At 69.7% G+C, this 26,307-nt stretch carries 23 protein-coding genes and 1 tRNA gene; 7 read left to right on the top strand and 17 right to left on the bottom strand.

Annotation, left to right across the window (positions count from 1 at the left end):
- Window positions 1–143 precede the first annotated feature (143 nt).
- On the top strand, window positions 144–971 hold the full coding sequence (locus IFR14_RS09810) for an aldo/keto reductase (protein ID WP_137241817.1): 828 nt from the start codon (window positions 144–146) through the stop codon (window positions 969–971).
- An 86-nt stretch (window positions 972–1,057) separates the two neighbouring features.
- Here the strand turns inward: IFR14_RS09810 and IFR14_RS09805 are convergent.
- The 10 genes from IFR14_RS09805 to rplU all read right to left on the bottom strand — a co-directional run bounded on the left by IFR14_RS09805 (window position 1,058) and on the right by rplU (window position 8,201).
- A tRNA-Ala gene (locus IFR14_RS09805) sits at window positions 1,058–1,130 on the bottom strand.
- A 107-nt stretch (window positions 1,131–1,237) separates the two neighbouring features.
- A complete protein-coding gene (gene rsfS / locus IFR14_RS09800; RefSeq protein ID WP_079002329.1) occupies window positions 1,238–1,615 on the bottom strand; it encodes a ribosome silencing factor in 378 nt (125 codons plus the stop codon).
- A gap of 55 nt (window positions 1,616–1,670) precedes the next feature.
- Window positions 1,671–2,978 (bottom strand): hypothetical protein, encoded by a 1,308-nt coding sequence (locus IFR14_RS09795; protein WP_191940926.1) that lies wholly within the window; start codon window positions 2,976–2,978, stop codon window positions 1,671–1,673.
- The gene (gene nadD, locus IFR14_RS09790) at window positions 2,975–3,652 is read right to left on the bottom strand and encodes a nicotinate-nucleotide adenylyltransferase (RefSeq protein ID WP_137241820.1); all 678 of its coding nucleotides are present in this window, start codon (window positions 3,650–3,652) and stop codon (window positions 2,975–2,977) included. Before nadD ends, IFR14_RS09795 begins: the two co-directional genes overlap by 4 nt.
- Window positions 3,603–3,812 carry a hypothetical protein gene (locus IFR14_RS09785; protein ID WP_064295593.1) on the bottom strand — a complete coding sequence of 70 codons (210 nt, stop codon included), beginning with the start codon at window positions 3,810–3,812 and terminating at the stop codon, window positions 3,603–3,605. The genes nadD and IFR14_RS09785 overlap by 50 nt, the downstream gene beginning before the upstream one ends.
- 49 nt (window positions 3,813–3,861) lie before the next feature.
- A complete protein-coding gene (locus tag IFR14_RS09780) occupies window positions 3,862–5,130 on the bottom strand; it encodes a glutamate-5-semialdehyde dehydrogenase (protein WP_137241821.1) in 1,269 nt (422 codons plus the stop codon).
- 42 nt (window positions 5,131–5,172) lie between these two features.
- Window positions 5,173–5,952 (bottom strand): glutamate 5-kinase, encoded by a 780-nt coding sequence (gene proB, locus IFR14_RS09775; protein ID WP_079002325.1) that lies wholly within the window; start codon window positions 5,950–5,952, stop codon window positions 5,173–5,175.
- Window positions 5,949–7,523 (bottom strand): GTPase ObgE, encoded by a 1,575-nt coding sequence (gene obgE, locus IFR14_RS09770; protein ID WP_079705726.1) that lies wholly within the window; start codon window positions 7,521–7,523, stop codon window positions 5,949–5,951. The genes proB and obgE overlap by 4 nt, the downstream gene beginning before the upstream one ends.
- A 91-nt stretch (window positions 7,524–7,614) precedes the next feature.
- On the bottom strand, window positions 7,615–7,872 hold the full coding sequence (gene rpmA, locus IFR14_RS09765; RefSeq protein ID WP_056006626.1) for a 50S ribosomal protein L27: 258 nt from the start codon (window positions 7,870–7,872) through the stop codon (window positions 7,615–7,617).
- Window positions 7,873–7,892: 20 nt separating this feature from the next.
- Window positions 7,893–8,201, bottom strand: a complete 309-nt coding sequence (gene rplU / locus IFR14_RS09760; protein WP_079002324.1) for a 50S ribosomal protein L21 — start codon at window positions 8,199–8,201, stop codon at window positions 7,893–7,895.
- A 335-nt stretch (window positions 8,202–8,536) separates the two neighbouring features.
- Between rplU and IFR14_RS09755 the strand changes: the two genes are divergently transcribed.
- Entirely contained in the window at window positions 8,537–8,827 is a 291-nt protein-coding gene (locus IFR14_RS09755; protein ID WP_064295598.1) for a DUF4031 domain-containing protein, read from the top strand.
- 10 nt (window positions 8,828–8,837) lie between these two features.
- Here IFR14_RS09755 and IFR14_RS09750 read toward each other — a convergent pair whose 3' ends face one another.
- Entirely contained in the window at window positions 8,838–11,255 is a 2,418-nt protein-coding gene (locus tag IFR14_RS09750) for an Rne/Rng family ribonuclease (protein WP_191940925.1), read from the bottom strand.
- A gap of 309 nt (window positions 11,256–11,564) precedes the next feature.
- Between IFR14_RS09750 and IFR14_RS09745 the strand changes: the two genes are divergently transcribed.
- Entirely contained in the window at window positions 11,565–12,164 is a 600-nt protein-coding gene (locus IFR14_RS09745; protein WP_064295599.1) for a vitamin K epoxide reductase family protein, read from the top strand.
- A gap of 88 nt (window positions 12,165–12,252) precedes the next feature.
- Here IFR14_RS09745 and ndk read toward each other — a convergent pair whose 3' ends face one another.
- The 5 genes from ndk to IFR14_RS09720 all read right to left on the bottom strand — a co-directional run bounded on the left by ndk (window position 12,253) and on the right by IFR14_RS09720 (window position 18,670).
- Window positions 12,253–12,669, bottom strand: coding sequence for a nucleoside-diphosphate kinase (ndk, locus tag IFR14_RS09740; protein WP_064295600.1), 417 nt, complete (start codon window positions 12,667–12,669; stop codon window positions 12,253–12,255).
- Between the two features lie 2 nt (window positions 12,670–12,671).
- Window positions 12,672–13,046 (bottom strand): DUF4233 domain-containing protein, encoded by a 375-nt coding sequence (locus IFR14_RS09735; RefSeq protein WP_064295611.1) that lies wholly within the window; start codon window positions 13,044–13,046, stop codon window positions 12,672–12,674.
- The gene (locus IFR14_RS09730) at window positions 13,043–14,422 is read right to left on the bottom strand and encodes a bifunctional folylpolyglutamate synthase/dihydrofolate synthase (RefSeq protein WP_191940924.1); all 1,380 of its coding nucleotides are present in this window, start codon (window positions 14,420–14,422) and stop codon (window positions 13,043–13,045) included. The genes IFR14_RS09735 and IFR14_RS09730 overlap by 4 nt, the downstream gene beginning before the upstream one ends.
- Entirely contained in the window at window positions 14,412–17,780 is a 3,369-nt protein-coding gene (gene ileS, locus IFR14_RS09725) for an isoleucine--tRNA ligase (RefSeq protein ID WP_191940923.1), read from the bottom strand. The genes IFR14_RS09730 and ileS overlap by 11 nt, the downstream gene beginning before the upstream one ends.
- Window positions 17,781–18,019: 239 nt before the next feature.
- On the bottom strand, window positions 18,020–18,670 hold the full coding sequence (locus IFR14_RS09720; RefSeq protein ID WP_191940922.1) for a TetR/AcrR family transcriptional regulator: 651 nt from the start codon (window positions 18,668–18,670) through the stop codon (window positions 18,020–18,022).
- A gap of 208 nt (window positions 18,671–18,878) precedes the next feature.
- On the opposite strand from IFR14_RS09720, the gene IFR14_RS09715 reads away from it, so the two are divergent.
- Genes IFR14_RS09715 through IFR14_RS09700 form a run of 4 tightly spaced genes read left to right on the top strand, consistent with a single transcriptional unit; the run spans window position 18,879 to window position 24,017 of the window.
- On the top strand, window positions 18,879–20,498 hold the full coding sequence (locus IFR14_RS09715) for an ABC transporter substrate-binding protein (RefSeq protein ID WP_228501548.1): 1,620 nt from the start codon (window positions 18,879–18,881) through the stop codon (window positions 20,496–20,498).
- The gene (locus IFR14_RS09710) at window positions 20,495–21,472 is read left to right on the top strand and encodes an ABC transporter permease subunit (protein WP_191940920.1); all 978 of its coding nucleotides are present in this window, start codon (window positions 20,495–20,497) and stop codon (window positions 21,470–21,472) included. Before IFR14_RS09715 ends, IFR14_RS09710 begins: the two co-directional genes overlap by 4 nt.
- Window positions 21,469–22,347, top strand: a complete 879-nt coding sequence (locus IFR14_RS09705) for an ABC transporter permease (protein WP_191940919.1) — start codon at window positions 21,469–21,471, stop codon at window positions 22,345–22,347. The genes IFR14_RS09710 and IFR14_RS09705 overlap by 4 nt, the downstream gene beginning before the upstream one ends.
- Window positions 22,344–24,017: a dipeptide ABC transporter ATP-binding protein gene (locus IFR14_RS09700; protein WP_191940918.1), complete on the top strand. Its 1,674-nt coding sequence runs from the start codon at window positions 22,344–22,346 to the stop codon at window positions 24,015–24,017. Before IFR14_RS09705 ends, IFR14_RS09700 begins: the two co-directional genes overlap by 4 nt.
- Here the strand turns inward: IFR14_RS09700 and IFR14_RS21385 are convergent.
- Entirely contained in the window at window positions 23,997–26,201 is a 2,205-nt protein-coding gene (locus tag IFR14_RS21385; RefSeq protein ID WP_191940917.1) for an SGNH hydrolase domain-containing protein, read from the bottom strand. The genes IFR14_RS09700 and IFR14_RS21385 overlap by 21 nt on opposite strands.
- Between the last annotated feature and the right edge of the window lie 106 nt (window positions 26,202–26,307).

Genomic DNA, 26,307 nt, shown 5'->3' with positions numbered 1-26,307 from the left:
GGCCTCGGCCGTCGTGCGGGCAGACGCCTGCCCTCTCGAAACACAAGCGTCATGTCGCCGCTGGTATTCCCATGCGTGTCGACCGGTTACGCGCAGGGCGAAGACCCGTTCCGGACGGACGGTTCCGGTGCCAGCATGAGGACATGACAGTTCCCACCATCACCCTGAACGACGGCCACACCATCCCTCAGCTCGGCTTCGGCGTCTTCCTCGTCGACCCGCAGGAGGCTGAGCGCATCGTCTCGGACGCGCTCGAGGTCGGCTACCGCCACATCGACACTGCGGCCATCTACAAGAACGAGGAGGGCGTCGGCGCCGCCATCGCGAAGTCGGGCATCCCCCGCGACGAACTCTTCATCACCACGAAGCTCTGGAACGACCGCCACCAGAAGGCGTCCGCGCACACCGCCATCGACGAGAGCCTCGACAAGCTCGGGCTCGACCACGTCGACCTGTACCTGACCCACTGGCCGACCCCGGCCAAGGACGACTACCTCGAAGCATGGCTCGCCCTCGAGGAGATCAAGGCGGCCGGCAAGGCGCGTTCGATCGGCGTGTCGAACCACCAGGTCGAGCACCTCGAGAAGCTGATCGCCGGTTCCGAGACGGTCCCTGCGGTCAACCAAATCGAACTCCACCCGGCGTTCGCCCAGCGTGAGCTGCGCGCCTTCGGTGCCGAGCACGGCATCCACATCGAGTCCTGGGGCCCGCTCGGTCAGGGCAAGTACGACCTCTTCGGCGAGCAGGCCGTCTCCGCTGCAGCCGAGGCGCACGGCGTCACGCCGGCGCAGGTCGTGATCCGGTGGCACCTGCAGAACGGGCTCATCGTCTTCCCGAAGTCGAACTCGCGCGAGCGCATCGCGCAGAACTTCGACGTCTTCGGCTTCGAGCTGTCCGCCGACGAGATCGCGTCCATCGACGCCCTCGACTCGGGCAAGCGCGTCGGCAGCCACCCCGACGAGGTGAACTGACCTCAGGGTCCCGCCAAACCCAGGGTCTGACCAACGTAGAAGTCCCCGTCAGCTGTTCGGCTGACGGGGACTTCTCGGTGTTCGGGTGGATCTGAGGGGACTCGAACCCCTGACCCCCTGCATGCCATGCAGGTGCGCTACCAGCTGCGCCACAGACCCGTATTCAACTTGCTTGCCCCTGCTGTTTCAGCGGAAGCAACTTGAATAGGTTACTACATCTTGAGAGCGGTTGTGACCACTTTCGGTGCTCGGCACCGACGGGATGGTCAGTTCGCGGGCTGCGGTGCGGACGAGACCAGCGGAATCACCGGGCAGTCCTTCCACAGACGCTCCAGCGAGTAGTACATCCGCTCCTCCTCGTGGAAGACGTGGACGACGACCTCGCCGAAGTCGAGCAGGATCCACCGCCCCTCGGACTTGCCTTCGCGTCGCAGCGTCTTCACGCCGCTCGCGTTCAGGCGGTCCTCGACCTCGCCGGCGATGGCGACGACGTTGCGCTCACTCCGACCGGTGACGAGGAGGAAAGCGTCGACGAACGGCAACGGACCGGAGACGTCGAGCGCGACGAGGTCCTCGCCGCCCTTGGACTCGGCTGCGGTCGCTGCGAGCTGGACGGCGTCCAGTGTGGTGTCGGACAGGGTCATGTGGTGTACTCCTCTGGCGATCGCATGGTGCGCGATCGGATGAATGCCGGCAGGGCTAGAACGCTCCGCCGAAGAAACCGATGATGAGCACCGCGATCACGCCGGCGGCGAGTACCGCGGCGGCGATCGCGAGCGTCATCAGCAGCTTGTTGCTCTGGTTGGTGGTGGCCGGGACGACGTCGCGCGTGGAACCGTGGCTGCTGACTGCGCGGCTGGCCGCGACCGGGGACGCTGCGGTGACCGAGGCCGGCAGCTCGTCGCCCTCGATGAGCCGGTCGATCCCTGCACCGTCGAAGTGGTTCGGGTCTTGACCGGCGGAACCCAGTCCGCGGGGCAGATCGATGGTTCCGGTGATGAGGATCTCGCCCGTGGAGTTGGATGTGGCACCCGCCTCGGCCTGCGCCGGAGCGACGGGGATGATGAGCGAGCTCGTGGTGATCTGCCCCGTGCTCGTCATGCCGCTTCCGAGGAGGTCTTCGAACGCGACCTCGTTGTCCGCCTGCGAAGCCTTCTCCGCTTCGAGTGCCGCGACGAGCATGGAGTCGCGCCCGAACCCCTTCGACAGGGTCGACGCGGGGTCCTCGGAGATGTCGTCGCGGTCCGAGACGTCGAAGAGTGAACCAGTGGCCACCGGTGTCGTGGCGGCGGGGGTCGCGGGAGGCGTCGGCGCCTCGGCGGACCGGGCCTTGGCTGTGCGCTGGTCGGCGGCGGCCCGCTCAGCGGCCTTGCGTTCAGCCGCCTTGCGTTCGGCTGCCTCGCGTTCTGCGGCCTGCTCTTCCTCGGCCTTGCGCTCGGCGGCCTTGCGCTCGGCGGCCTGGCGCTGCTCGGCCTGCTTGGTGGCCTCGGCTTCGCGACGTTCCTGCTCAGCTGCAGCGGCAGCCTTGGCGTCCGCTTCCTGCTGAGCGAGCTTCGCGGCCTGCTGACGGGCCGCCTTGTTCTGCTTCTGGGGCGGAGCGACCACCTGATCGGGCGTCCGCGGCGGCAGGGCGACCGAGGGGACCGGCTGCTCGACCGGAGGAGCGACCGGCGCTGCCGGGGAGCCCACCTGCTCGATCGAGCCGGTGCGCTCGAGTTCTCGCAACTGACGGCGCGTGAGTCCACCGGTCGGGGCCGGAGCAGGTGCACCGGAGGACGGAGCGCTCGTCGACGGCGCGGGTGACGTGGACGCAGGCGCTGGAGCGCTCTCGTCGCGCGACGTGGTCTGCTCGGGGATCGCTCCCCCGGCGACGGGTTCGGATGTCGACGCGCGTCGTGTCCGTGGTGCAGCGGCGTCCGGCGTCGCTTCGTCAGCGGACGTCGACGGCTGCTGGCTCGCTCGAGCCTGTCGCCTGGTCAGGGGCGCATCCTCTGGCAACGCGGTCATGTGGCTTCACTCCGATACAGGTGGTGCTTGGTGATGTACTGCACGACACCGTCGGGAACCAGATACCAGACCGGAAAGCCTTTGCTCACCCGGCTCCGGCAATCCGTCGACGATATCGCTAGGGCCGGAACTTCCAACAAGCTTACGTCGTGCTGTGGTAATCCGGAAACGTTCAAATCGTGTCCCGGTCTACTCACAGCGACGAAGTGAGCGAGGTCCCACACCTCTCTGACGTCTTTCCAACTGAGGATCTGGGCGATCGCGTCGGCACCCGTGATGAAGAACAGCTCGGCATCGGGACGCTTCCGCCGCAGATCGCGGAGCGTGTCGATCGTGTACGTCGGTCCGGCTCGATCGATGTCGACCCGGCTGACGGTGAAGCGGGGGTTCGCTGCGGTGGCGATCACGGTCATGAGGTAGCGGTGCTCGCTGTCGCTCACGCCCGACTTCCGGTACGGCATGCCGGTCGGGACGAAGACGACCTCATCGAGATCGAAGTGCTGCGCGACCTCCGAGGCGGCGACGAGGTGCCCGTGGTGGATCGGGTCGAACGTCCCGCCCATGACCCCGATCCGAGGACGACGGGTCTTCGTCTCGGTGACGGGCGCGCTCACGCCGGACAGCTTAGTGGCCGTGCTCGCCGTGAGCGGAGGCCGACTCGCCCTTGTCGGCATGACGGTTGGCGACGTCGCGGTAGCTGAAGGTCACGGCGCCGAGGATGGCGAACAGCACGAGGGCGACCGCGCCGAACACCCAGGTCGGTGCGGCGAGTTCGACGGCGTGCTCCGATTCAGCCAGTACGGCGGTGGCCAAGACGGACGCGGCAATCGACATGATCTCTCCTTCTGTGCGACGCCTGGTGACGCCCGTACCAGTCTAGCGACTACCGACGGGTGTGGCCCGAACCACGCACGAGCCACTTCGTACTCGTGAGTTCCGGCAGCCCCATCGGTCCGCGGGCATGGAGCTTCTGCGTCGAGATCCCGACCTCGGCGCCGAATCCGAACTCGGCGCCGTCGGTGAAGCGGGTCGAGGCGTTGACCATGACGACGGCCGAATCGACCTCGGCGAGGAACCGGTCGGCGTTCACCACGTCGTTCGTGATGATCGCGTCGGTGTGTCCGGTGGAGTATCGATCGATGTGCTCGAGCGCGGCGTCGAGATCGTCGACCACGCGCACCGAGAGCTCGAGCGACATGTGCTCGGTGGACCAGTCCTCCTCCACGGCGGGCACGACGTCGGCGAAGACCTCGCCGGCACGTTCGTCCGCGTGGATGAGCACCCCGTGCTCGCGCAGGTCGCCGAGCACGGCGGGCAGCAGGCGCGCGGCCGCAGCGCGGTGGACGAGGATCGTCTCGAGCGCGTTGCAGACCGATGGCCGCTGCACCTTGGCGTTACGCACGATGTCGACGGCCCAGTCGAGTTCGGCACTCTCGTCGAGGAACACGTGGACGACGCCGGCGCCGGTCTCGATCACGGGGACCGTCGACTCTCTGACGACCGTCTCGATGAGTGACGCGCTCCCCCGCGGGATGAGGACGTCGATCAGGCCTCTGGCGTTCATGAGCTGCTTCGCACCGTCGCGACCGAACTCGTCGATGGTCTGTACCGCGTCCCCGGGAAGACCGACGGACTCGAGCGCCGATCGCAGCAGTCCCACGAGGACCGCGTTCGAGTGTTCCGCCGCTGACCCGCCGCGGAGCACCACGGCGTTGCCGCTCTTGATCGCGAGGGCGGCGATGTCGACCGTGACGTTCGGGCGCGCCTCGTAGATCGCGCCGACCACGCCGAACGGGACGCGTACCTGCTCGAGCTTCACCCCGTCCGGAGTGTTGCTTCCGCGGACCACCTGGCCGACCGGGTCGACGATCGCGATGACGTCGCGGACCGCCACCGCGAGCCCGTCGATGCGGCCCCGGTCGAGGCGGAGACGGTCTTGCAGGCCGACACTGATGCCCTGCTCGCGTCCCGCGACGAGGTCGCGCTCGTTGGCGGCGATGACCGCATCCGCGCCCTCGACGATCGCGACGGCGATGGCCTCGAGGGCCCGGTTCTTCTGCGCGGTGGTCGCCTGGGCGAGGACCCGGGAGGCACGCTTCGCAGCGGTGAGACGATCCGCGAGTGGCAGCACGGTGGTGGTTGGCGACGACATGCGTCGATTCTACTCAGCGGCGTCTGGTGGACGCTCTCCGCGTCACGCCGGTTGGAACCAGGTGCCGAGGTGCTCACCGCGGAGGGCGGACGCGACGTTCGTGGTCGACGTCACGAGGACGGACGTCCCCGCCTCGGCGGCCAACCGGGCGGCCGACACCTTCGTGCCCGCTCCCCCGGTGCCGACGCCCGCGGAGCCGATGTCGCCGAACGTGACGCCCGAGAGGGTGTCTCCGAACGGGACCTCCTCGATGCGCTCGGCACCCGCTTCGTGCGGAGGGCGGGTGTACAGCGCGTCGACGTCACTCAGCAGGACGAGGACGTCGGCCGCGACGAGGACCGACACGAGGGCGGCAAGGCGGTCGTTGTCGCCGAACCGGATCTCGTGTGTCGCGACGGTGTCGTTCTCGTTGACGATCGGCAGGATGCGCAACCCGAGGAGGCGTTCCATCGCCCGCTGGGCATTGCTCCGGTGACTGGGGTTCTCGAGGTCGCCGGCGGTGAGCAGCACCTGGCCCGCGACGATGCCGAACCGGTCGAGGCTGTCCTGGTACCGGTAGATCAGCACGTTCTGCCCGACGGCGGCAGCCGCCTGCTGCGTCGCCAGGTCGCTCGGACGGGCGTCGAGGCGGAGGTAGGGCATCCCGGTCGCGATGGCGCCCGAGGACACGAGGATGACCTCGGTGCCTCGGGCGTGCGCCTCGGCCAGAGCCTCGACCAGCGCAGTGATCTGCCCGGCGTTGTCGCCACTGATCGAGGAGGACCCGACCTTCACGACGATGCGTCGCGCCGAGGGGATGCCACTGCGCTGGTGGATGGTCACCGGTCGTCGTCCTCCGTCGTGACACCCTCGTCCTGCTGCGCGTCGGCCGGCACGGAGCCGACCTCGAAGCCCTCGTCGTCGTTCCAGAGACCGGCCGCACGTTCGCGGAGCAGCTCGGCACGGGCCTCGGCCTTGGCGTCCATGCGCTCGAAGTACTCGTCGCGACGCTGGTTGCGCGTCGGGCGGTGGCTCGCATCGAGACGCGGGTCCGTTCCACGCGGCTGCGTCAGCAGTTCCGCGGTGCTCGTCAGTGTGGGCTCCCAGTCGAAGACCACACCGCCACCCGCACCGATCATCACGGTCGCGCCGGCGACGGCACCGGCCTTGAAGAGCGCCTCTTCGACGCCGAGCTTCGCCAGTCGGTCCGCGAGGAACCCGACGGCCTCCTCGTTGTTGAAGTCCGTCTGCTGCACCCAGCGTTCCGGCTTCGCGCCGAGGATGCGGTAGAGGTTGCCGTAGGTGCCACCCTCGACCGTGACGGTGAACTTGGAGTCGTCGACGGGCTTCGGGCGCAGCACGATCCGGGGCTTCGCGGCCTCGAGGGCTGCGCGGGCGCGGCTCTCCTCGACGAGCTCGCTCAACGCGAACGAGAGCTGTCGGAGGCCTTCGCGCGAGACCGTCGAGATCTCGAAGACCTTGTAGCCGCGCGCCTCGAGGTCGGGACGCAGGAACTCCGCGAGCTCCCTCGCCTCCGGGACGTCGATCTTGTTGAGCGCGATGAGCTGCGGACGCTCGACCAGCGGCGTCTGCCCCTCCGGCACCGGGTAGGCGGCGAGCTCGGCCAGGATGATGTCGAGGTCGCTGATGGGGTCGCGTCCCGGTTCGAGCGTCGCGCAGTCCAGCACGTGCAGGAGCGCGGAGCAGCGCTCGACGTGACGCAGGAACTCGAGACCGAGGCCCTTGCCCTCACTTGCGCCCTCGATGAGTCCGGGGACGTCCGCCATGGTGTAGCGGACCTCGCCGGCCTCGACGACGCCGAGGTTCGGGTGCAGGGTGGTGAACGGGTAGTCCGCGATCTTGGGTTTCGCCGCGGACATCGCCGCGATGAGGCTGGACTTGCCGGCGGAGGGGTACCCGACGAGCGCGACGTCGGCGACGGTCTTCAGCTCGAGGAGGACGTCGCCTTCCCAGCCGGGCGTGCCGAGCAGCGCGAAGCCTGGGGCCTTGCGCTTGGTCGACGAGAGTGCCGCGTTCCCGAGGCCGCCCTGGCCGCCGGGAGCGACGACGAACTCCATGCCGGGCTCGACGAAGTCGACGAGTTCGACGCCGTCGACGTCCTTGACGACCGTCCCGACGGGGACCGGCAGGATGAGCGTCTCGCCCTGGAACCCGTTGCGGTGGTCGCCCATGCCGAAGCCGCCGGTGTCGGAGCTCCGGTGCGGTGACCGGTGGTATCCGAGCAGCGTCGTGATCTGAGGATCGGACACGAGCACGATGTCACCACCGTGTCCGCCGTTGCCGCCATCGGGGCCGGCCAGCGGCTTGAACTTCTCGCGCTTCACGGAGACGCAGCCGTTGCCGCCGCCGCCCGCTCGCAGGTGCAGTGTGACCCGGTCGACGAATGTGACCATGGACGCTCAGCCCCTCTCTGGATCATGGAACTCGGTTGTACGACAGCAGGGGGCGGGCCGAAGCCCGCCCCCTGCTGGAAAGACGTTGTTGCTACTCTGCAGCAGCGACGATGTTGACGACCTTGCGGCCACCCTTGTTGCCGAACTGCACGGAGCCGGCCTCGAGGGCGAACAGCGTGTCGTCGCCGCCACGACCGACGTTGGCGCCGGGGTGGAAGTGCGTGCCGCGCTGACGGACGAGGATCTCGCCCGCGAGGACGACCTGGCCGCCGAAGCGCTTCACACCGAGACGCTGTGCGTTGGAGTCACGACCGTTGCGAGTGGAACTCGCACCCTTCTTGTGTGCCATCTCTTCTTCTCCTCGATGCCTTACTTGATGCCGGTGATCTTGACGCGCGTGAGCTCCTGACGGTGCCCCTGACGCTTCTTGTACCCGGTCTTGTTCTTGAACTTCTGGATGATGATCTTCGGACCGCGGAGGTTCTCGAGCACCTCGGCCGTCACCGTGATCTTCGCGAGCGACTTCGCGTCGGAGATGATCTTCTCACCGTCGACGTGGAGCACCGCGGGAAGCTCGATGTTGCCATCCTTGTCGGCCTTGACCCGGTCCATCGTGACGATGGTTCCGATCTCGACCTTCTCCTGCCGTCCTCCGGCGCGCACAACTGCGTAAACCACTACGTACCCGTTCTTTGGGGAGCGAAACGCTCCGACTGACTGTTGCTGGAAGTTACTGCTCGGAAAGGCTCGAACACGTGGGACACCTTGATGGCAGAAAACCGTTGGGCGTGGCATTGAAAACTCAATGCACACCAACGGTCGAGTTTACTTCATCGTGCAGTCCAGGTCAAACCAGTGGGCACAGAACCTCGTGACCGAGGCTGTTCCTCACGGCTCCCACACCGGACGCACTCGACCAGTGTACCCCGGGGGCTCCTGAACGCCGGCCGGGTGCCCGGCGCGTCCGGCCACGGACGGGAATCGCGCGAGGGGCCCGATGGTTGGATGGAGGCATGACGGTGCTCATCGATCCCCCGCTGTGGCCGGCGCACGGCACGCTCTGGTCCCACGTGGTGAGCGACAGCTCCCTGGAGGAGCTGCACGCCTTCGCCGGACGCACCGGGCTCCCGCCGCGATCGTTCGACCTCGACCACTACGACGTCCCCGCCGAGCGCCATGCCTCGCTCGTGGCGGCCGGCGCCGTCGCGGTGACCGGCGGCGAACTCGTCCGTCGACTCATCGCCAGCGGCTTGCGCATCACCGCACGCGAACGGCGCGCCTCCCGAGGAGACGCGCCGTCCTGATGCGACCTGACTATTCGGCCTGACGCTGGGCGCCGTCCGAGCCGACGGCCTGTCCGCCCGCGAGTGAAGCGGTCGACACCCGGCGGCTCCGGCCGCGACCCTGGCCCGGCTGCTTCGGCTCGGGGAGCGCGTCGAGCACGGACTCGAGCAGGTGCTCGGGGTCCGCGACGGCTGCGCGACGCGGCTTGTCTGCGACCGGTGCGATCGGCAGGTCGAGCAAGGCCAGCGTCGGGGCCGCGGATTCGGTCGGCGCCTCAGTGGAGCGCTCCTCCGAAGCACCTCGGCGGGACCCGTCACCGCCACGACGACGCGGTTCGCGCTTCTCGCGCCGGCTCCGACGACCGTCGTGCGATCCGGACTGATCCTCCGGTGACGTCGTGGACTCGTCCGCGACCGACTCCTCGGAACCCTGCGCCTCGGTGTGCTGCGCCTGCGTGTGCTGCGCCTCGGCCACGACGGCGTCGGCCACGGCCTCGGCGGCGGCGAGCTCCTCGTGATGCAGCGTGCGCGCCGCGATCAAGGCGAGCGCGTTCTTCGCGTCGTCGGTGATCCCGTGCGTCTGTCCGGCCGGCTTCTGCTGAGCGCCCTGGCCGTTCGAGGACGGCTGGCCGCCCTGGGACCCGCCCTTGCCGCGCCGACGCTGCTGCTCCGGCTGCGGCGTCTGGCGGTGCTTCACGACGGGGTCGTGGTGCACGACCACGCCGCGTCCGGCGCAGACTTCGCAGGGCTCGCTGAACGTCTCGAGCAGGCCGAGGCCGAGCTTCTTGCGCGTCATCTGCACGAGACCGAGCGAGGTGACCTCGGCGACCTGGTGCTTCGTGCGGTCGCGGCTGAGGCACTCCACGAGGCGGCGCAGCACGAGGTCGCGGTTCGACTCGAGCACCATGTCGATGAAGTCGACGACGATGATCCCGCCGATGTCGCGCAGTCGCAGCTGACGCACGACCTCCTCGGCGGCCTCGAGGTTGTTCTTGGTGACCGTCTCCTCGAGGTTGCCGCCGGAACCGACGAACTTCCCCGTGTTGACGTCGACGACCGTCATGGCCTCGGTGCGGTCGATCACGAGGGATCCGCCGGACGGCAGCCAGACCTTGCGGTCGAGCGCCTTCTCGATCTGCTCGGCGATGCGGTAGTCGACGAAGGAGTCGCCCGTGCCGTCGTACGGCTCGACACGCTCGAGCAGGTCGGGGGCGACGCCGCGCAGGTAGCTCTGGATGTCCTGCAGCGCGTCCGAGCCCTGGATGACGAGCTTGTGGAAGTCCTCGTTGAAGACGTCGCGGATGATCTTGATGAGCAGGTCGGGCTCGCTGTGCAGCAGTGCCGGTGACTGGACCGTCTCGATCTGACGGGAGATCTCCGACCACTGCGACTTCAGCCGCGTGACGTCGAGCGTGAGCTGTTCCTCGGTCGCGCCCTCGGCGGCCGTGCGGACGATGACGCCGACGTTCTCCGGGAGGACCTCCTTGAGGATCTTCTTCAGGCGGGCGCGCTCCGTGTCGGGCAGCTTGCGCGAGATGCCGTTCATCGAGCCGTTCGGCACGTAGACGAGGTACCGACCGGGGAGCGAGACCTGACTCGTCAGGCGCGCGCCCTTGTGTCCTACCGGGTCCTTCGTGACCTGGACGAGGACCTTGTCGCCGCCCTTGAGCGCGAGCTCGATCCGGCGGGGCTGGTTGCCCGTCTCCACGGAGTCCCAGTCGACCTCGCCGGAGTAGAGCACCGCGTTGCGTCCGCGACCGATGTCGACGAACGCCGCCTCCATGCTGGGCAGGACGTTCTGCACACGGCCGAGGTAGACGTTGCCGATGAGCGACGCCTCCTGGCTCCTGGCGACGTAGTGCTCCACGAGCACGCCGTCCTCCAGCACGCCGATCTGCGTCTTGCCGTTCTTGGAGCGGACGACCATGACACGGTCGACCGATTCGCGGCGGGCGAGGAACTCGGCCTCGGTGACGACCGGACGACGACGACCGGCGTCGCGTCCGTCACGGCGACGCTGCTTCTTGGCCTCGAGCCTCGTCGAGCCGCGCACCTTCTGCGGTTCGGTGATGAGTTCCGGCTCACGCGGCGTGCGGACCTTGACCACGTTGCGGGTGTCGGGGCGCGAGTCGCCACCCCGCTCGCCCTGCTCCGGTCCGTCCTCGCCGGCACGACGACGCGTGCGACGCCTCGACGAGCTGAGCTCCGCCTCGAGCGGTTCGTCGTCGCGGTGGACGATCGGCGGCAGGTCGGGCGCCTGGAACAGCAGCATGGTGGTCGGTGGACGCACCGGTGCGGCAGCAGTCTTCTGCTCGTCGGGCCCGGTCGCCTGGGCGTCCGTCTCGGTGCTGGTCGACTCGTCCGCCGTCTCGGGCGTCGTGAGGTGCTGGTCGGTCGGTTCGTGCTCGGTCCCCGGCGTGGCCGGATCCTCGGTGTGCTCTTTCACCATTCCTGGTGTACTCCCCTATGCCGGGTCGGTGGCCGCGCCACCCTCCGGTTCTTCGTCTCGTGCGTGCGGCCGCGGGTGCAGCCGTTCGCAAATCCTGTGTGATCGCTGGCTCTCGGAGCTCTCACGATCGTGCCGGCACGTGCCGGCGGGTCCTGGGCTCTCATTGCCCAACAAGCCTGTTGTGTCGTGCGGTCGAGCGCGGCTCGGGCACCACCCCACGATTATCGCACGAACAGGGCCGACGGTCCTGAGTACGGACCACCCGGGCATGTCCCGCCGCCGTTCAGGCGGGCGTGCGAGAATCAGGGCGTGTCAACTCCGGTCATCGACGCGCGCCCCAGGGGCCTCGCCATCTTCCTCATCGTCGCAGGTGTCATCGGGTGGATCGCGGCGTTCGCGCTCACCCTCGACAAGTTCCAGCTCCTGCAGGATCCGAACGCCCAGCTCGGCTGCAATCTGAGCATCCTCGTGCAGTGCGGGGTCAACCTGAACTCCTGGCAGGGTGCCATCCTCGGATTCCCGAACCCGATCATCGGCCTCGCCGCCTGGATCGCCCCGATCGCCGTCGGCGTCGCGGTCCTCGCCGGTGCGCAGTTCGCGCGGTGGTTCTGGATCGCGTTCAACATCGGGTTCCTCGGTGCGCTCGGATTCGTCATCTGGCTGATCTCGCAGAGCATCTTCGTCCTCGGCACGCTGTGCCCGTGGTGCATGGTCACCTGGTCGGTGACGATCCCCTCGTTCATCGCGGTGACCGCGTTCACCCTGCGGAACGGCATCATCCCGGCGTCCCCCGCCGTCCGCCGCGTCGCCGGGGTCGTGTCCTCGTGGATCGTGGTGGTGACGCTCGGGTGCTACCTCGTGGTGGCGGTCATCGCCCAGCTCCGCCTCGACGTCCTGTCCTACCTGTAGCCGGTGGCGGCCCGAACGGCCGCCGGACGCGCACGACGAAGCCCGCCCCCGGAATCGGAGGCGGGCTTCGTCGTGCGGAGTCGGTGCGTCAGGCGAACCAGAGCGCGAGCTCGCGGGAGGCGGACTCGGGGCTGTCCGAGCCGTGGACGAGGTTCTGCTGGACCTTGAGGCCCCAGTCGCGGCCGAAGTCGCCGCGGATGGTCCCGGGCGCGGCGGTGGTCGGGTCGGTCGTGCCGGCGAGCGAGCGGAAGCCCTCGATGACACGGTTGCCGGCGACGCGGATCGCGACGACGGGACCGCTCAGCATGAACTCGACGAGGGGCTCGTAGAACGGCTTGCCCTCGTGCTCGGCGTAGTGGGCGGCCAGCAGCTCGCGGTCCGGCTCGACCATGCGCAGGTCCACGAGCGAATAGCCCTTCGCCTCGATCCGACGGAGGATCTCGCCGGTCAGGTTGCGTGCGACGCCGTCAGGCTTCACGAGTACCAGGGTTTCTTCAACAGCCACGGTCAATCCTTCGCTTCTCGGTAGAGCGCCTGCTGACGCTCGATCTTGTCGCCTTGGACCATCGCATAGGTCCAGACGGCTGCGGCCATCCCGCCGACGAGGAACATCATCGGCACGAGCAGGCCGGTAGCCACGATAGCGGCTTGCACCGCCCAGCCCAGCCAATACCCCCAGCGGAATCGCAGGAGCGGGATCGTCGCGACGATGATCAGACACAGCACCGCTCCGCCGATCAACGCGACCGGGGCCGGGAGGGCCTTCAGCCCGAAGATGACGAGCGCGCCGAGGAACATGACGATCATCTCGAAGCCGAGGATGATCGATCCGAGGGTCTGCTTGATGCTCCGTGGAGCCCGACTCCGTGCCATGCCGCTCATGCGGTCGCCTTCCATTCCCGGTCGTCGGCGATCTCGATCGCCTCGCCCACGAGGGTGATCGAGCCGGTGATCACCACCAGCCGGCGCGGCGCCTCCTCGGCCCAGCGCCGTGCGTCCTCAGCGGCCTCGTCGAGCGTGTCGGCGAAGGTCGACGCCGGCAGGTCGAGCGACGCGGCGAGGCGCGAGAGCTCCTCGGCGGGGATCGCCCGCTCCGACTCCGACTGGGTGAAGAAGAAGCCGGATGCGGCGGGCGCCAGGGTCGTCAGGATGCCGGCGGCGTCCTTGTCCTGGAGGATGCCGACCACGAAGGCGATCTCGTCGACGTCGAAGTAGCTGCCGAGTGCGGCGACCAGGGATGCAGCACCGTGCGGGTTGTGCGCAGCGTCGACGAGAACGGTCGGCTCGGTGCCGATGAGCTGCAGACGCCCCGGGGAGGCGACCTCGGTGAGGCCCTCCGCGAGGACGTCCTCCGCGATCGGCTGGGTCGCTCCGCCGAGGAACGCCTCGACCGCGGCGATCGCGAGCGTCGCGTTCCGTCCCTGGTGGTCCCCGTAGAGCGGGAGGTACAGCTCCGGGTAGGTGCCGGCGCGCCCTCGGACGGTGATGAGCTGTCCGCCCACCGCCACGGCGTCCTGCACGAGGGCGAACTCCTCACCTTCGAACACGGCCGGGTCGTCGACCGCCGCGGCGGCGTCGACGATCGCCTGACGCGCGTCGGGGTGCTGCGCGGCCGAGACCACCTGCGCACCGGGCTTGATGATCCCGGCCTTGGTGCGCGCGATCTCGGCGATCGTCTTGCCGAGCCGCTGCACGTGGTCGAGGTCGATCGGCGTGAAGACGGCGACCTCGGCATCGGCGGCGTTCGTCGAGTCCCAGGCACCGCCCATCCCCACCTCGACGACGGCGACGTCGACGGGGGCGTCGCCGAAGCAGGCGAATCCCAGGACGGTGAGCGCCTCGAAGAAGGTCAGCGCGGGCTCACCCGCCTCCGTCAGCTCGGCGTCGACCATCGCCAGATACGGCTTGATGTCGTCCCAGTTCCTGGCGACGGCCTCGTCCGAGATCCGCTCGCCGTCGATCCCGATGCGCTCGGTGAACCGGACGAGGTGCGGGCTCGTGAAGAGACCGGTGCGGAGCCCGTGGGCGCGGAGGATGCTCTCGATCATGCGGGCCGTGCTCGTCTTGCCGTTCGTTCCGGCGATCTGGATGATCGCGAAGGACGACTCCGGGTTGCCGAGGAGCTCGAGCGCCCGCTTGGTGGCACCGAGACGCGGCTGCGGCTGCGCCTCCCCCAGCCGTTCCAGAAGCTCGCGGTACACGGCGTCGGCGGCATCGGCCGCGGACGACTCGTCTCCGGGGATCAGGTCATCGGACATCGGCGGTCTCCTCTGCACGTGCGACGGTCACGGTGAAGGCTCCGGCGTTGCCGAACTTCCCGGCCGCGAACGACTGGGCGAAGCCCGACGCTCCAGCCTGGGCCTCGTCGTCGGACCAGGTCAGGGACGTCGCCAGGGTATCGCCGGCGAGGTCGACCACGTCGAGGGCACTGCGCACCGCGCGTTCGTCGGCGCCGTCCTCGAATCGGAGCTGCAGCCGGATCCGGTCGCTCACCTGCAGGTCCGCCGCCTTCCGGGTGTCCTGCACGGCACGGATGATGTCTCGGGCGAGTCCCTCCGCTTCGAGCTCGGGCGTCAGCGTGGTCTCGAGCAGGGCGAAGCCACCCGAAGGCAGGAGCGCGAGCGCAACGCCACCGGCGGCGCCCGAGGACGCCTCCATGACGAGCTCGTACTCGCCGTCGACGAGCTCGATGCCGCCGGCCGTGACCGTGCCGTCGACCTCGGACCAGTCGCCGCTCCGAGCGCCCTTGATCGCCTGCTGCACCGTCTTGCCGAGGCGCGGGCCCGCCGCGCGGGCGTTGATCGAGAGGCGCGAGGTGACGCCGAACTCGGTGCCGCTGGTGTCGGTCAACTCGGCGAAGGAGACGGCCTTGAGGTTGAGCTCCTCGCGGAGGATCGCCTCGAACGGGGCGAGCGACGCGGGGTCGGGCGTGACCACGGTGAGCGATGCGAGCGGCAACCGGACACGGAGACCGGCCTGCTTGCGGAGGGCGAGGGTGACACCCGAGACCTCGCGGACCCGGTCCATCGCCTCGACGAGTGCCGCGTCCTCCGGGAACGCCTCGGGCTCCGGCCAGTCGGTGAGGTGCACACTGCGCTCGCCCGTCAGGCCGGTCCAGATCTGCTCCGTGATGAGCGGCAGGAGCGGAGCGGCGACCCGGCAGTACGTCTCGAGGACGGTGTAGAGCGTGTCGAAGGCGTCGCGGTCGAAGACGCCGCCGTCGGTCGACCAGAAGCGGTCGCGGGAACGACGCACGTACCAGTTGGTCAGGACGTCCGCAAAGTCCCGCAGCGAGGCCGCTGCGAGGGTCGCGTCGAACGCCTCGAGGTGGTCGGTCACCGTGACGACGAGCTCACGTGTCTTGGCGAGGATGTAGCGGTCGAGGACGTCGGTGGAGTCCGTGCGCCACTCGGCGTCGTAGCCACCAGGGACCGCCGTGTTGGCGTACAGCGAGAAGAAGTACCAGGTGTTCCACAACGGCAGCATCACCTGGCGGACGCCCTCACGGATGCCCTCCTCCGTCACGACGAGGTTGCCGCCGCGCAGCACCGAGCTCGACATGAGGAACCAGCGCATGGCGTCGGAGCCGTCGCGGTCGAAGACCTCGTTGACGTCCGGGTAGTTGCGCAGCGACTTCGACATCTTCTGGCCGTCGCTGCCGAGGACGATGCCGTGGCTCACGACGCTCGTGAACGCCGGCCGGTCGAACAGCGCGGTCGACAGCACGTGCAGGAGGTAGAACCACCCACGCGTCTGGCCGATGTACTCGACGATGAAGTCCGCGGGGCTGTGCGAGTCGAACCACTCGCGGTTCTCGAACGGGTAGTGCACCTGGGCGAACGGCATCGATCCGGAGTCGAACCAGACGTCGAGGACGTCGGTGATGCGGCGCATCGTCGACCGGCCGGTGGGGTCGTCGGGGTTCGGCCGCGTGAGCTCGTCGATGTACGGGCGGTGCAGATCGGTCGGGCGCACGCCGAAGTCGGCCTCGAGCTCGTCCAGCGATCCGTACACGTCGATGCGCGGGTAGGCAGGGTCGTCGCTCTTCCACACCGGGATCGGTGAGCCCCAGTACCGGTTGCGGCTGATCGACCAGTCGCGCGCACCCGCGAGCCACTTGCCGAACTGTCCGTCCTTGACGTTCTCCGGGACCCAGGTGATCTCCTGGTTGAGCTCTTCCATGCGGTCGCGGAACTCGGGCACGCGGACGAACCAGCTCGACACAGCCTTGTAGATGAGCGGCTGCTTGCAGCGCCAGCAGTGCGGGTAGGAGTGCTCGTAGCTCGCCTGACGCAGGAGGCGGCCCTGTGCCTTCAACAACTGGGTGAGCGGCTTGTTGGCGTCGAAGACCTGGAGACCTGCGACGTCGGACACCTCCGGGAGGAACTTCCCGCCGTCGTCGACGGAGACGATCACCGGGATACCGGCGGCCTCGCACACCTTCTGGTCCTCTTCACCGTAGGCGGGGGCCTGGTGCACGATGCCGGTGCCGTCCTCGGTCGACACGTAGTCGGCGACGAGGATGCGCCAGGCCTGCTCCATGCCCCACTCGGCGTCGGCGTAGTAGTCCCAGAGGCGGTCGTAGGAGACGCCTTCGAGCTCGCGCCCGACGATCGTCCGGGAGACGGCGGCCTGCGCCTCGGCCGCGGAGTCGTAGCCGAGGTCCTTCGCGTAGTTGCCGAGCAGCGCCGAGGCGATGAGGTACTCGCCGCCGAGGACCTCGGTGTCGGCGTGGGCGGAGCCCTCCTCGCGGAGCACCGTGGCGTCGGGGGTGCCGTTCGGGCCGGCCGGGACGACCGCGTATTCGATGTCGGGCCCGACGGCGAGCGCGGCGTTCGTCGGCAGGGTCCAGGGCGTGGTCGTCCAGGCGAGCGCGCGGACGGCGGTGAGCCCGAGGCTCTCGGCCTTCGGACCGACCAACGGGAAGGTGACCGTGACGGTCTGGTCCTGGCGGGAGCGGTAGACGTCGTCGTCCATCCGCAGCTCGTGGTTGGAGAGCGGCGTCTGGTCGCGCCAGCAGTAGGGCAGCACCCGGTAGCCCTCGTAGGCGAGGCCCTTGTCGTGGAGCTGCTTGAAGGCCCAGATGACCGACTCCATGTAGGTCACGTCGAGGGTCTTGTAGTCGTGCTCGAAGTCGACCCAACGCGCCTGGCGCGTCACGTAGTCCTGCCACTCCTCCGTGTAGCGGAGGACGGAGTCGCGTGCGACCTGGTTGAACGCGGCGAGCCCCATCTCGTCGATCTGGCGCTTGTCGGTGATGCCGAGCTGGCGCTCCGCCTCGAGCTCGGCGGGGAGGCCGTGGGTGTCCCAGCCGAACCGGCGGTGCACCTGCTTGCCGCGCATCGTCTGGAACCGGGGGAAGAGGTCCTTGGCGTAGCCCGTGAGGAGGTGACCGTAGTGCGGGAGGCCGTTCGCGAAGGGCGGGCCGTCGTAGAACACCCACTCCGGAGCGCCCTCGCGCTGGTCGATGGAGGCCTGGAAGGTGCCGTCGGTGGCCCAACGGGCGAGCACCCCCTCCTCGATCGAGGGGAAGCTGGGCGACGGCGTCACGCCGAACGCAGCGCCGTTCGACGCCGACTCGGTTGGGGTCGGTTCCTGGGACTTCGGGTAGCTCATCGTTCTCCTGGCAGGTCTCGTGGGTCCTGCGAGGACGCCGGCGTTGCCGACGCGGTACCACCCCGCTTGCCGCTCCACTGGAACGGCCGCTCTGCATCGGCTGTGACGGGCCTGACCCGCTCGGTTCTACTGGGCTCCCGCTGAGCGGTCGCTGTTCTGCCGAGGACTCCCCGGTGATGGCCGGATCGATGTCGATGGTCCCATCGTACAGCCTGCGGAGCGGCTGCGAGGAGGGTCGGCTACGAGGAGCTCGGCCCGTCGATCCGGGCGAGGGCGCGGGCGTACCCGTCCACCACCGGAGCGATCGCGCGGCGGAGGTAGTCGCCGAGCTCGCCCCGGCCGACACCTGCGGCCGCCCAGGCCCCGGCGCCGGCGACGATCGCGCCGGCGAGTGCCGCTGCAGCGGAACGGATCGTCAGCTCGTCGGCGCGGACGGCGAGGCGGGCGAGCGAGACCCGGAGCACGGCTTGGAGACGCAGCAGACGTTCGAGACCGGACGCCTGCAGTTCCCACGCGGTGTCCATCAGCTCGATCTGTGTCAGTGCCCAGGGCACGGCGCCGTTCGAGCGCTCCTCGGCGATACCCAGGAGGGCGGCTTGTAGGGACGGCATCGCGTCGGCGACGTCCGTTGCAGGGGTGTCCCCGCCTGCGGCGAGCGCCCGTTCGAGTCCGGCGAGCGCGGCGTCGACGTCGACCCAGAGGACGTCGCTCTTGGAGCCGAAGTAGTTGAAGAAGGTGTTGCGGCTGACGCCGGCGCGGCTCGCGATCTGGTCGACGGTGGTGCCGGGGTATCCCTGTTCGAGGAAGAGTTCGGCGGCCGCCTCCTCGAGGACGCGTCGGGAGGATCGTCGGGGTCTGCCGACGGCGTTCCGTGCCGGTGGTCGTGCCATGTGGGCTCCTTCCGCCGCCTGTGAGCCTAGCCGTCGTGCGAGGGGTCGGGGCGTGGTGCTGAGGCTCTATGCTGGTTCCGAGACGGCGTCCAATAATTCGTCCGACGCCGCCACCGGGCCCTCAGCACCCGGTCGATCGCCTTCTGGAGTCCCTGTGCCCGCATCCCCCTCCTCTGCCCGTCGACGCCCTGCATCCTCGCGTCGTCCGTTGCGCATCGCCGCGGCGCTCGTTCCGCTCGCGGTCCTGCTCGCAGCGTGTGCACCGGGGACGCCGGCCGCGTCGAGCACGCCGAAGGCCGGTGGGACGCTCGTCTACGCCAGCGGGGACGCCGAGCCCACGTGTCTGGATCCGCACGTCGGTGGCAACTACCCGCAGGCCCTGTTGAGTGCGCAGTTCCTCGAGCCGCTCGTCTCCCGAGACGCGAAGGGTGAGATCATCCCGTGGCTCGCCGAATCCTGGACGACGTCGGAGGACGGTCTGACCTGGGAGTTCACGCTGCGGTCGGACGTGACGTTCACCGACGGCACCCCGTTCGACGCGGCGGCGGTCAAGGCGAACATCGAGCACCTGCAGGACCCGGCGACGAAGTCGTCCACGGGCTACCTCGCGGTGGGCAAGGTCGCGTCGGTCGAGGCGGTCGACGCCACGACGGCCCGGTTCATCCTCTCCGCTCCCGACAGCGCGCTCCTGGAGTCGTTGTCGCAGCCGTGGACGGCGATGGAGTCCCCGACGGGGATCGCCCGCGGTGAAGCGGCGAACTGCGATGCGCCGGTCGGTACCGGACCGTTCGTCGTCGACGAGTGGGTGAAGCAGGACCACGTCTCGCTCGTCCGGAACGACGCGTACGACTCGGCACCGGGCGACGCCGCGAACGACGGGCCGGCGTACCTCGACGGCATCACGTGGCGCTTCATCCCCGACTCCGCGTCGCGCTTCGCGGCACTCCAGAGCGGCGACGTCGACATCATCGACAACGCGCAGCCCGACACGATCGCGCAGGCGAAGGACTCGAAGACGATCGTCGACCTGGACGCACCGCGCCCCGGTGCCTCGAACCGCATCGAGCTCAACGCGGGACAGGCGCCGTTCGACGACCAGCGCGTGCGAGAGGCCTTCGTGCGGTCGACGGACGTGAACGCCGGCATCGAGTCCCTGTTCTTCGGCACGGCGAAGCGTTCCTACTCCCCGCTGTCGAGTGCGGAGGCGACCGCCTACTCCGACGAGAGCCTGTTCGGCTACGACCTCGATGCGGCCAACACGCTCCTGGACGAGGCCGGCTGGACCGAGAAGGACGAGGACGGCGTGCGGACGAAGGACGGCGTCCGACTGACCGTACGGTTCCCCGTCAGCACGAACCAGTCGATCCCGGCCGAGCAGTCGCTCTTCGAGCAGATCCAGGCCGGAGCCGGCGACGCCGGCTTCGACGTGCAGCTCGAGCTGCTCGACCTCTCGAGCTGGTACGAGGCGCTCGGCTCCAACGCCTACGAGGCCGTCAGCGCTCCGTACACGAAGGTGGGACCGGACGTCCTCCGCGTGCTCTACGACTCCTCGGGCATCGTCCCGGCGCCGAGCGGCTACTTCGCGAACCACGCCCAGCTGGACGACCCCGCGCTCGACGAGATCCTGAAGCAGGCGAGCGACACCCTCGATCCCGAGGAACGGGCGTTCCTCTACGAGCAGGCGCAGCAGATCATCCTCGACGGCTACTACATCCTGCCGCTCTACGACCAGCAGAACCACTTCCTGCTGAGCACCTCGCTGCAGGGCGTCCGCGCGCTGCCGACGGTGTCGACGCCGGTCTTCGGGGACGCCTGGCTCGTGGAGTGAGCTCCGTCGGCCGCTCGGGACGCGACCTCCGCCGCCTGGCCGGGCGGATCGGGGCACGTCTGGCCGGTGCGGTGTTCGTGCTCTGGGCGGTCGCGACGGTCACCTTCTTCGCCGTCCGGCTGATCCCCGGCGACCCGGCGCAGGCCTATCTCGGTGGCCCCGGCTCCCAGGCGTCGGCGGAAGCGCTCGCGCGGGTGCGCGAGCAGTACGGCCTGGACCAGCCGCTCCTCGTCCAGTACCTGGCGCAACTGGTCCGGCTGGTCCAGGGAGATCTGGGCGCGTCGGCGTCCCTCCGCACGCCGGTGGCCCAGGTGCTCGCCGAACAGCTCGGCGGGACGCTGGTGCTGGCCACGGCGTCGCTCGCCGTCGCCTGGCTCCTGGCGCTCGGCCTCGCGGTCTGGTCGACCCGTGGCGGGCGGGTGTCCGCGGCCCTCGGATCGGCCGTCGAGCTCGTGGCGGCGTCGCTCCCCCAGTTCTGGCTCGCGACCGTCCTCATCACGCTCTTCAGCACCTGGCTCGGATGGCTCCCTCCGGTGAGCACGGGTGATGCGGTCGGTCTCATCCTCCCGGTGCTGACCCTGGCCATCCCGGTCGCCGGGTTCCTGGCCCAGGTGATGCGGGAACCGTTGCTCGACGCGGGGAGCGCACCGTTCGCCGTCTCCGCGGCCGCCCGAGGTGAGTCGACGACCGGCCTGCTGCTCAGACACGGCCTACGCCACGCCGCCGTGCCCGCGGTGAACCTGTCGGGATGGGCCTTCGGATACCTCATCAGCGGCGCGGTGGTGGTGGAGACCATCTTCGCCCGGCCCGGTCTCGGACGGACGCTGCTCCAGGCGGTGACCGTGCGCGACGTCCCGGTGGTCACCGGCGTGGTGTTGAGCTCGGCGGTGGCCTACGTCGTCGTCATGTTCCTCGCGGACCTCGCGGCGGAGCTGCTCGACCCACGCGACCGGATCCGGCGGTCCGGTTCATGAGCGGGCTCGCGATCACGCCGACGTCCGGAAGCGCCGACGCCCGGGTCCGCCGCGGATGGCGCCGGTCATCGGGATTCGGCGCACCCGAGATCGTCGCGGCCGTGGTGGTGCTGTTCCTGCTCGGCTGTGCGCTCGCCCCCCAGCTGTTCGCGACAGCGTCACCGACGGCGGTCGACCCGCGGGCCGCGTTCTCGCCGCCCTCCCTCTCGCACTGGTTCGGGACGGACGAGTCCGGCCGCGACGTCTGGAGCCGGGTCGTACACGGTGCGGGGACCTCGCTCCTCATCGGCGTCGCCGCGACGGCCATCGGACTGATCCTCGGGGCAGTCCTCGCGACGATCGCCGCAGTCGGCGGGCGGATCGCGGACTTCGCCGTAGGACGCGTCCTCGAAGTGCTCTTCGCGTTCCCCGGCCTGTTGCTCGCGCTCCTCGTGATCGTCATCGCGGGGCCCGGTCCCGTCACGGCGACGATCGCGGTCGGCCTGTCGACGGCGCCGGGCTACGCGCGCCTCATCCGCGGTCAACTGCTCCAGGTCCGCTCCTCCGACTTCGTCGAGGCCGCGCGAGTGCTCGGGCACGGGCCGGCCCGGATCCTGTTCCGACACATCCTCCCGAACGCCGTCGCCCCGCTGTTCGTCCTCGCGACCCTCGGCATCGGACAGGCGGTCGTCTGGGCGTCCGCCCTGAGCTACCTCGGGCTCGGGGCGCAACCACCCGCGCCGGAATGGGGCGCCATGCTCGCCGCAGCACGAACCTACCTCGCGACGGCGTGGTGGCTCACGGCGTTCCCCGGTCTGATGATCGTCGCGACCGCCCTGTCCACCACGGTCCTCGGCCGGGGTCTCCAGCGTCGATCTCGGGAGGATGGCCGATGAGCGACTCCACTCCCCTGCTCCAGGTGGAAGCATTGACGGTCGGATTCGGCGGCGGGGACGCCGTCGTCTCCGGCGTCTCCTTCCACGTCGAGCGCGGCACCTGCGTCGCGATCGTCGGCGAGTCTGGCTCCGGCAAGAGCGTGACCGCCAGATCGCTCCTGGGCCTCGCCGGCGCATCGGCGCGGGTGACGGCCACTCGACTCGACTTCGACGGCACCGATCTCCGCGGACTCGGAGCATCGGCCTGGCGACGCCTGCGGGGACGTCGCATCGGACTCGTCCTCCAGGACGCGCTCGTGTCGCTCGACCCCCTGCGACCGATCGGGCGCGAGATCGACGACGCACTCCGACTCGGCACCGACCTCGACCGGACCGCCCGCACCCGGCGGGTGCTCGAACTCCTCGAATCCGTCGGCATGCCCGACCCGGCTTCCCGCATCGGCCAACGTTCCGGTGAACTCTCCGGCGGGCTCCGCCAGCGCGCGCTCATCGCGTCGGCGATCGCACTGGACCCCGACCTCCTCATCGCCGACGAACCGACGACCGCGCTCGACGTCACCGTCCAAGCTCGCATCATCGGCCTCCTCGACGACGTCAAGCGGCGCGGCGCGGGCCTCCTCCTGATCAGCCACGACCTCGCCGTCGTCTCGTCGATCGCCGACCACCTCGTCGTGATGCAGCACGGTGTCGTCGTCGAGCAGGGGCCGGCCGAGCAGGTGCTGACCAGGCCGACACACCCGTACACCCGAGCCCTCATCGCCGCGGTCCCCACCGACCGCGCTCGAGGGACGCGCCTCAGCGCGGACCCGGCGGTCGACTCGGCCCCGATGGCCGAACAGCCGGCGACGGGCACCCGCCCGACGACGCAGACCGGATCGGACGCACCCGCGCTGGAGTTCCGATCCGTCACCCGGAGCTTCGAACGCGGCCGCGGCGCCTCGGCGATCCTCGCGGTCGACGACGTCTCGCTCCGCCTGGACCCGGGGACGACCCTGGGCGTGGTCGGCGAGTCCGGTTCGGGCAAGACCACCCTCGCCCGCATCGCACTCGGCCTCACGGCGCCGCAGTCGGGAGCCGTGCTCTTCGAGGGCGAACCGTGGTCGGAGCTCCCCGAGCAAGCGCGTCGTCCACGACGGAACCGTCTGGGCTGGGTCTCGCAGGATCCGCTGAGCTCGTTCGACCCACGCTGGCGCGTCGACGCCATCCTCGCCGACGCCGTTCGTGGACGCGAAGCCGCACCTCGCGACATCACCCGTCTCCTCGCGGACGTCGGCCTCGATCCCTCGCTGGCTCGCGCGCGCCCGCGGACGCTCTCCGGCGGGCAGCGGCAACGCGTGGCGATCGCCCGGGCACTCGCGAGTCGACCGTCGACGCTTATCCTCGACGAACCCGTCTCCGCGCTCGACGTCACCGTCCAGGCCAGGATCCTGGACCTCCTCGACGAGCTGCAGCGACGCCACGGCCTGAGCTACCTGCTGATCTCCCACGACCTCGGCGTCATCCGGCACATGAGCGACCGGGTCGCCGTGATGCAGTACGGACGGGTGGTCGAGCATGGCGACGCCGAGCAGGTGTTCACCGCCCCGGCCCACCCCTACACCGCCCGACTCGCAGCCGACGCTCCGCGCCTCATCGCGCCCGGTGCGGCGTCAGGGCGCGACGCCGTCTGACTCCGGCGTCGGGATCCGATCCAGCACCGCCTGGACGACGGGCGCGAGGGTCTCGGCGTACACCCAGCTCAGGTGGTGGTGGTCGCGGTACGCGAGGACACCGCCGATCACCGGCGAGCACCGATCGGACGCGCACAGGGCGTCCGAGAGGTCGACGGGTCGGACCCGTGGGTCGGTGCTCGCGAGGGCGGCCTCGTACTGCGGATCCTCCGTGAGCGCGTCGCTCCGGTTCCGGGCGCACCCGTCCTCCGGGTCAGCGTCGTCGCGGACGCACTCCAGCACGTCGTCCGACATCGTCGGGGTGTCGCGCAGCACGACGATCTGCTCGATCGTCGCGGGCACGAGCGCCCAGCGCTCCGCATAGGCTTCCGCGGCCACCTCCCGCCAGTCGCGGTCCCCCTCGGCGACGACCGGGTTCCGAGCGCGCGCCGAGACGACGAGCGTGTCGATCTCCGGTTCGTCCTGCAGCAGCTCGAGGGCGTCGCGGTTCCAGCTCAGGCACCCGGCGCGCATCTCGGCGAGCACCGCCGCGCTGGTCCCGGGCTCGGTGCGCTCGGCGTCGCTGAACGGGCAGGAACTCTTCGCCGCGACCAAGAGCCGCCACCCGTTCGCCTCGGCGGCCGTCGCGAACGCCGGCAACCACTGCTCGGCGTGCGAGTCGCCCATGAGCGCCACCGTCCTCGTCGCCTGCTCCGCGCTGGCACCGTAGGCGCAGACCTCGAACGCTGCAGCCCGGATGTCGGTGATGCAGCGGTCCGGCGGGAGGTCGGCGAGCGACGCGTCGGGAATGACGACCCCGCGGGTCTCGTCCCCGGGCGACGCCGAGGAACCGTCGCGCGAGGTCTCGCCACCAGAACCGTCCGTACCGTCCGATGGCGCTCCGCCGCTTCGCGGGCACGCCGCAGCATCGACGAGCTCCGCGGCACCGAGGCAGTTCGACGGGGTCGCGACCAGGGTCTCGATGCGCTGCTGTTCGGCCGCGATGCGCGCCTCGGCACCGGGGAGCACCCCGATCGAGGCGGCCAACAGGACGCTCATCGCGAGGGCGGTCGCGCCGATGACCCGTCGGGGCCGCCAACCGGCGATGCGCCCGAACCGGATCGGGCGCTCCACGAACCGCGTCGTCACCTCCGCCAGGACGCCGGTGATGACGAGGAGGACGAGCTGCTCGGGGACGGTGGCCGACCGAGCGAGCACGATCCCGCCGAACACGATGAGGGGCCAGTGCCAGAGGTAGACCGCGTAGGAGCGGTCGCCGAGCCACTGGATCGGCGCCCGGGCGAGCAGCGCGGTCGGCGACCACCGGACGTCCGGGGCCCAGGCCACCATCACGGCGATCGTGCCGCCCACCGGCAGCGCCGCGGTCAACGCCGGGAAGGGCGTCTCCCCCGAATACCAGACGGCCGCCGCCCCGATCGCGGCGAACCCGAGCCAGGCGACGACCGTGCGCGCACCCACCCGCAGCGCCCACCCGCGCCGGGCTCCCTCGGCCACCAGGATCGCCGTCAGTCCCCCAGCGGCGAACTCCCAGGCCCGCGTCGTCGTCGCGAAGTAGGCCGGAGACGGGTCCTGCGCGGTGAAGACGACCGACCAGGCGGCCGACGCGATGCAGACGAGTCCGATCGCGATCGCGACGCCCCGACGCCGTACCATCGGCGCAGCCGAGCGTCGGGCGAACCGCACGGCGAGCCAGCCGGCGACGAGGACCAGGATCGGCCAGACGAGGTAGAACTGCTCCTCGACCGACAGCGACCAGAAGTGCTGCACGGGCGACGGAGCGTCCTCCGCCGCGAGGTAGTCGACCGCGGATCCGGCGAGCGCCCAGTTCTCGATGTACAGGCCCGACCACGCGATCTCGCGCAGGAACCGGGGCAGGTCCCCGAGCGGTGCGAGGTACCAGCTCGCGACGAGGGTCGCGGTGAGGACGGTGAGCGCAGCGGGGAGCAGCCGTCGTGCGCGCCGCGCCCAGAACCGCCCGAGTCGGACCGAACCGGACCGCTCGACCTCGGCGAGGAGGTGCGCCGTGATGAGGAACCCGGAGATCGCGAAGAACACGTCGACGCCGACGAACCCGCCCGGCATGAGCCCCGGCCAGAGATGGAACACCACGACGAGCGAGACCGCCACGGCGCGAAGGCCTTGGAGGTCGGCTCTCACGGGGCCGGAGGCGGCTCTGGTCGACACGGTCCGATGCTATCGGCGGAGGATGACGGCCTGCGGTCCGGCGTCCTCCCGCTCCCCTGCGATAGCATGGGATGTTCCCACACACTCAGGCACGCAGACACGGTGC

The organism is Plantibacter sp. CFBP 8775, from assembly GCF_014839505.1.
Taxonomy (GTDB): domain Bacteria; phylum Actinomycetota; class Actinomycetes; order Actinomycetales; family Microbacteriaceae; genus Plantibacter; species Plantibacter auratus.
This window is presented reverse-complemented; position numbering and strand designations above follow the sequence as displayed.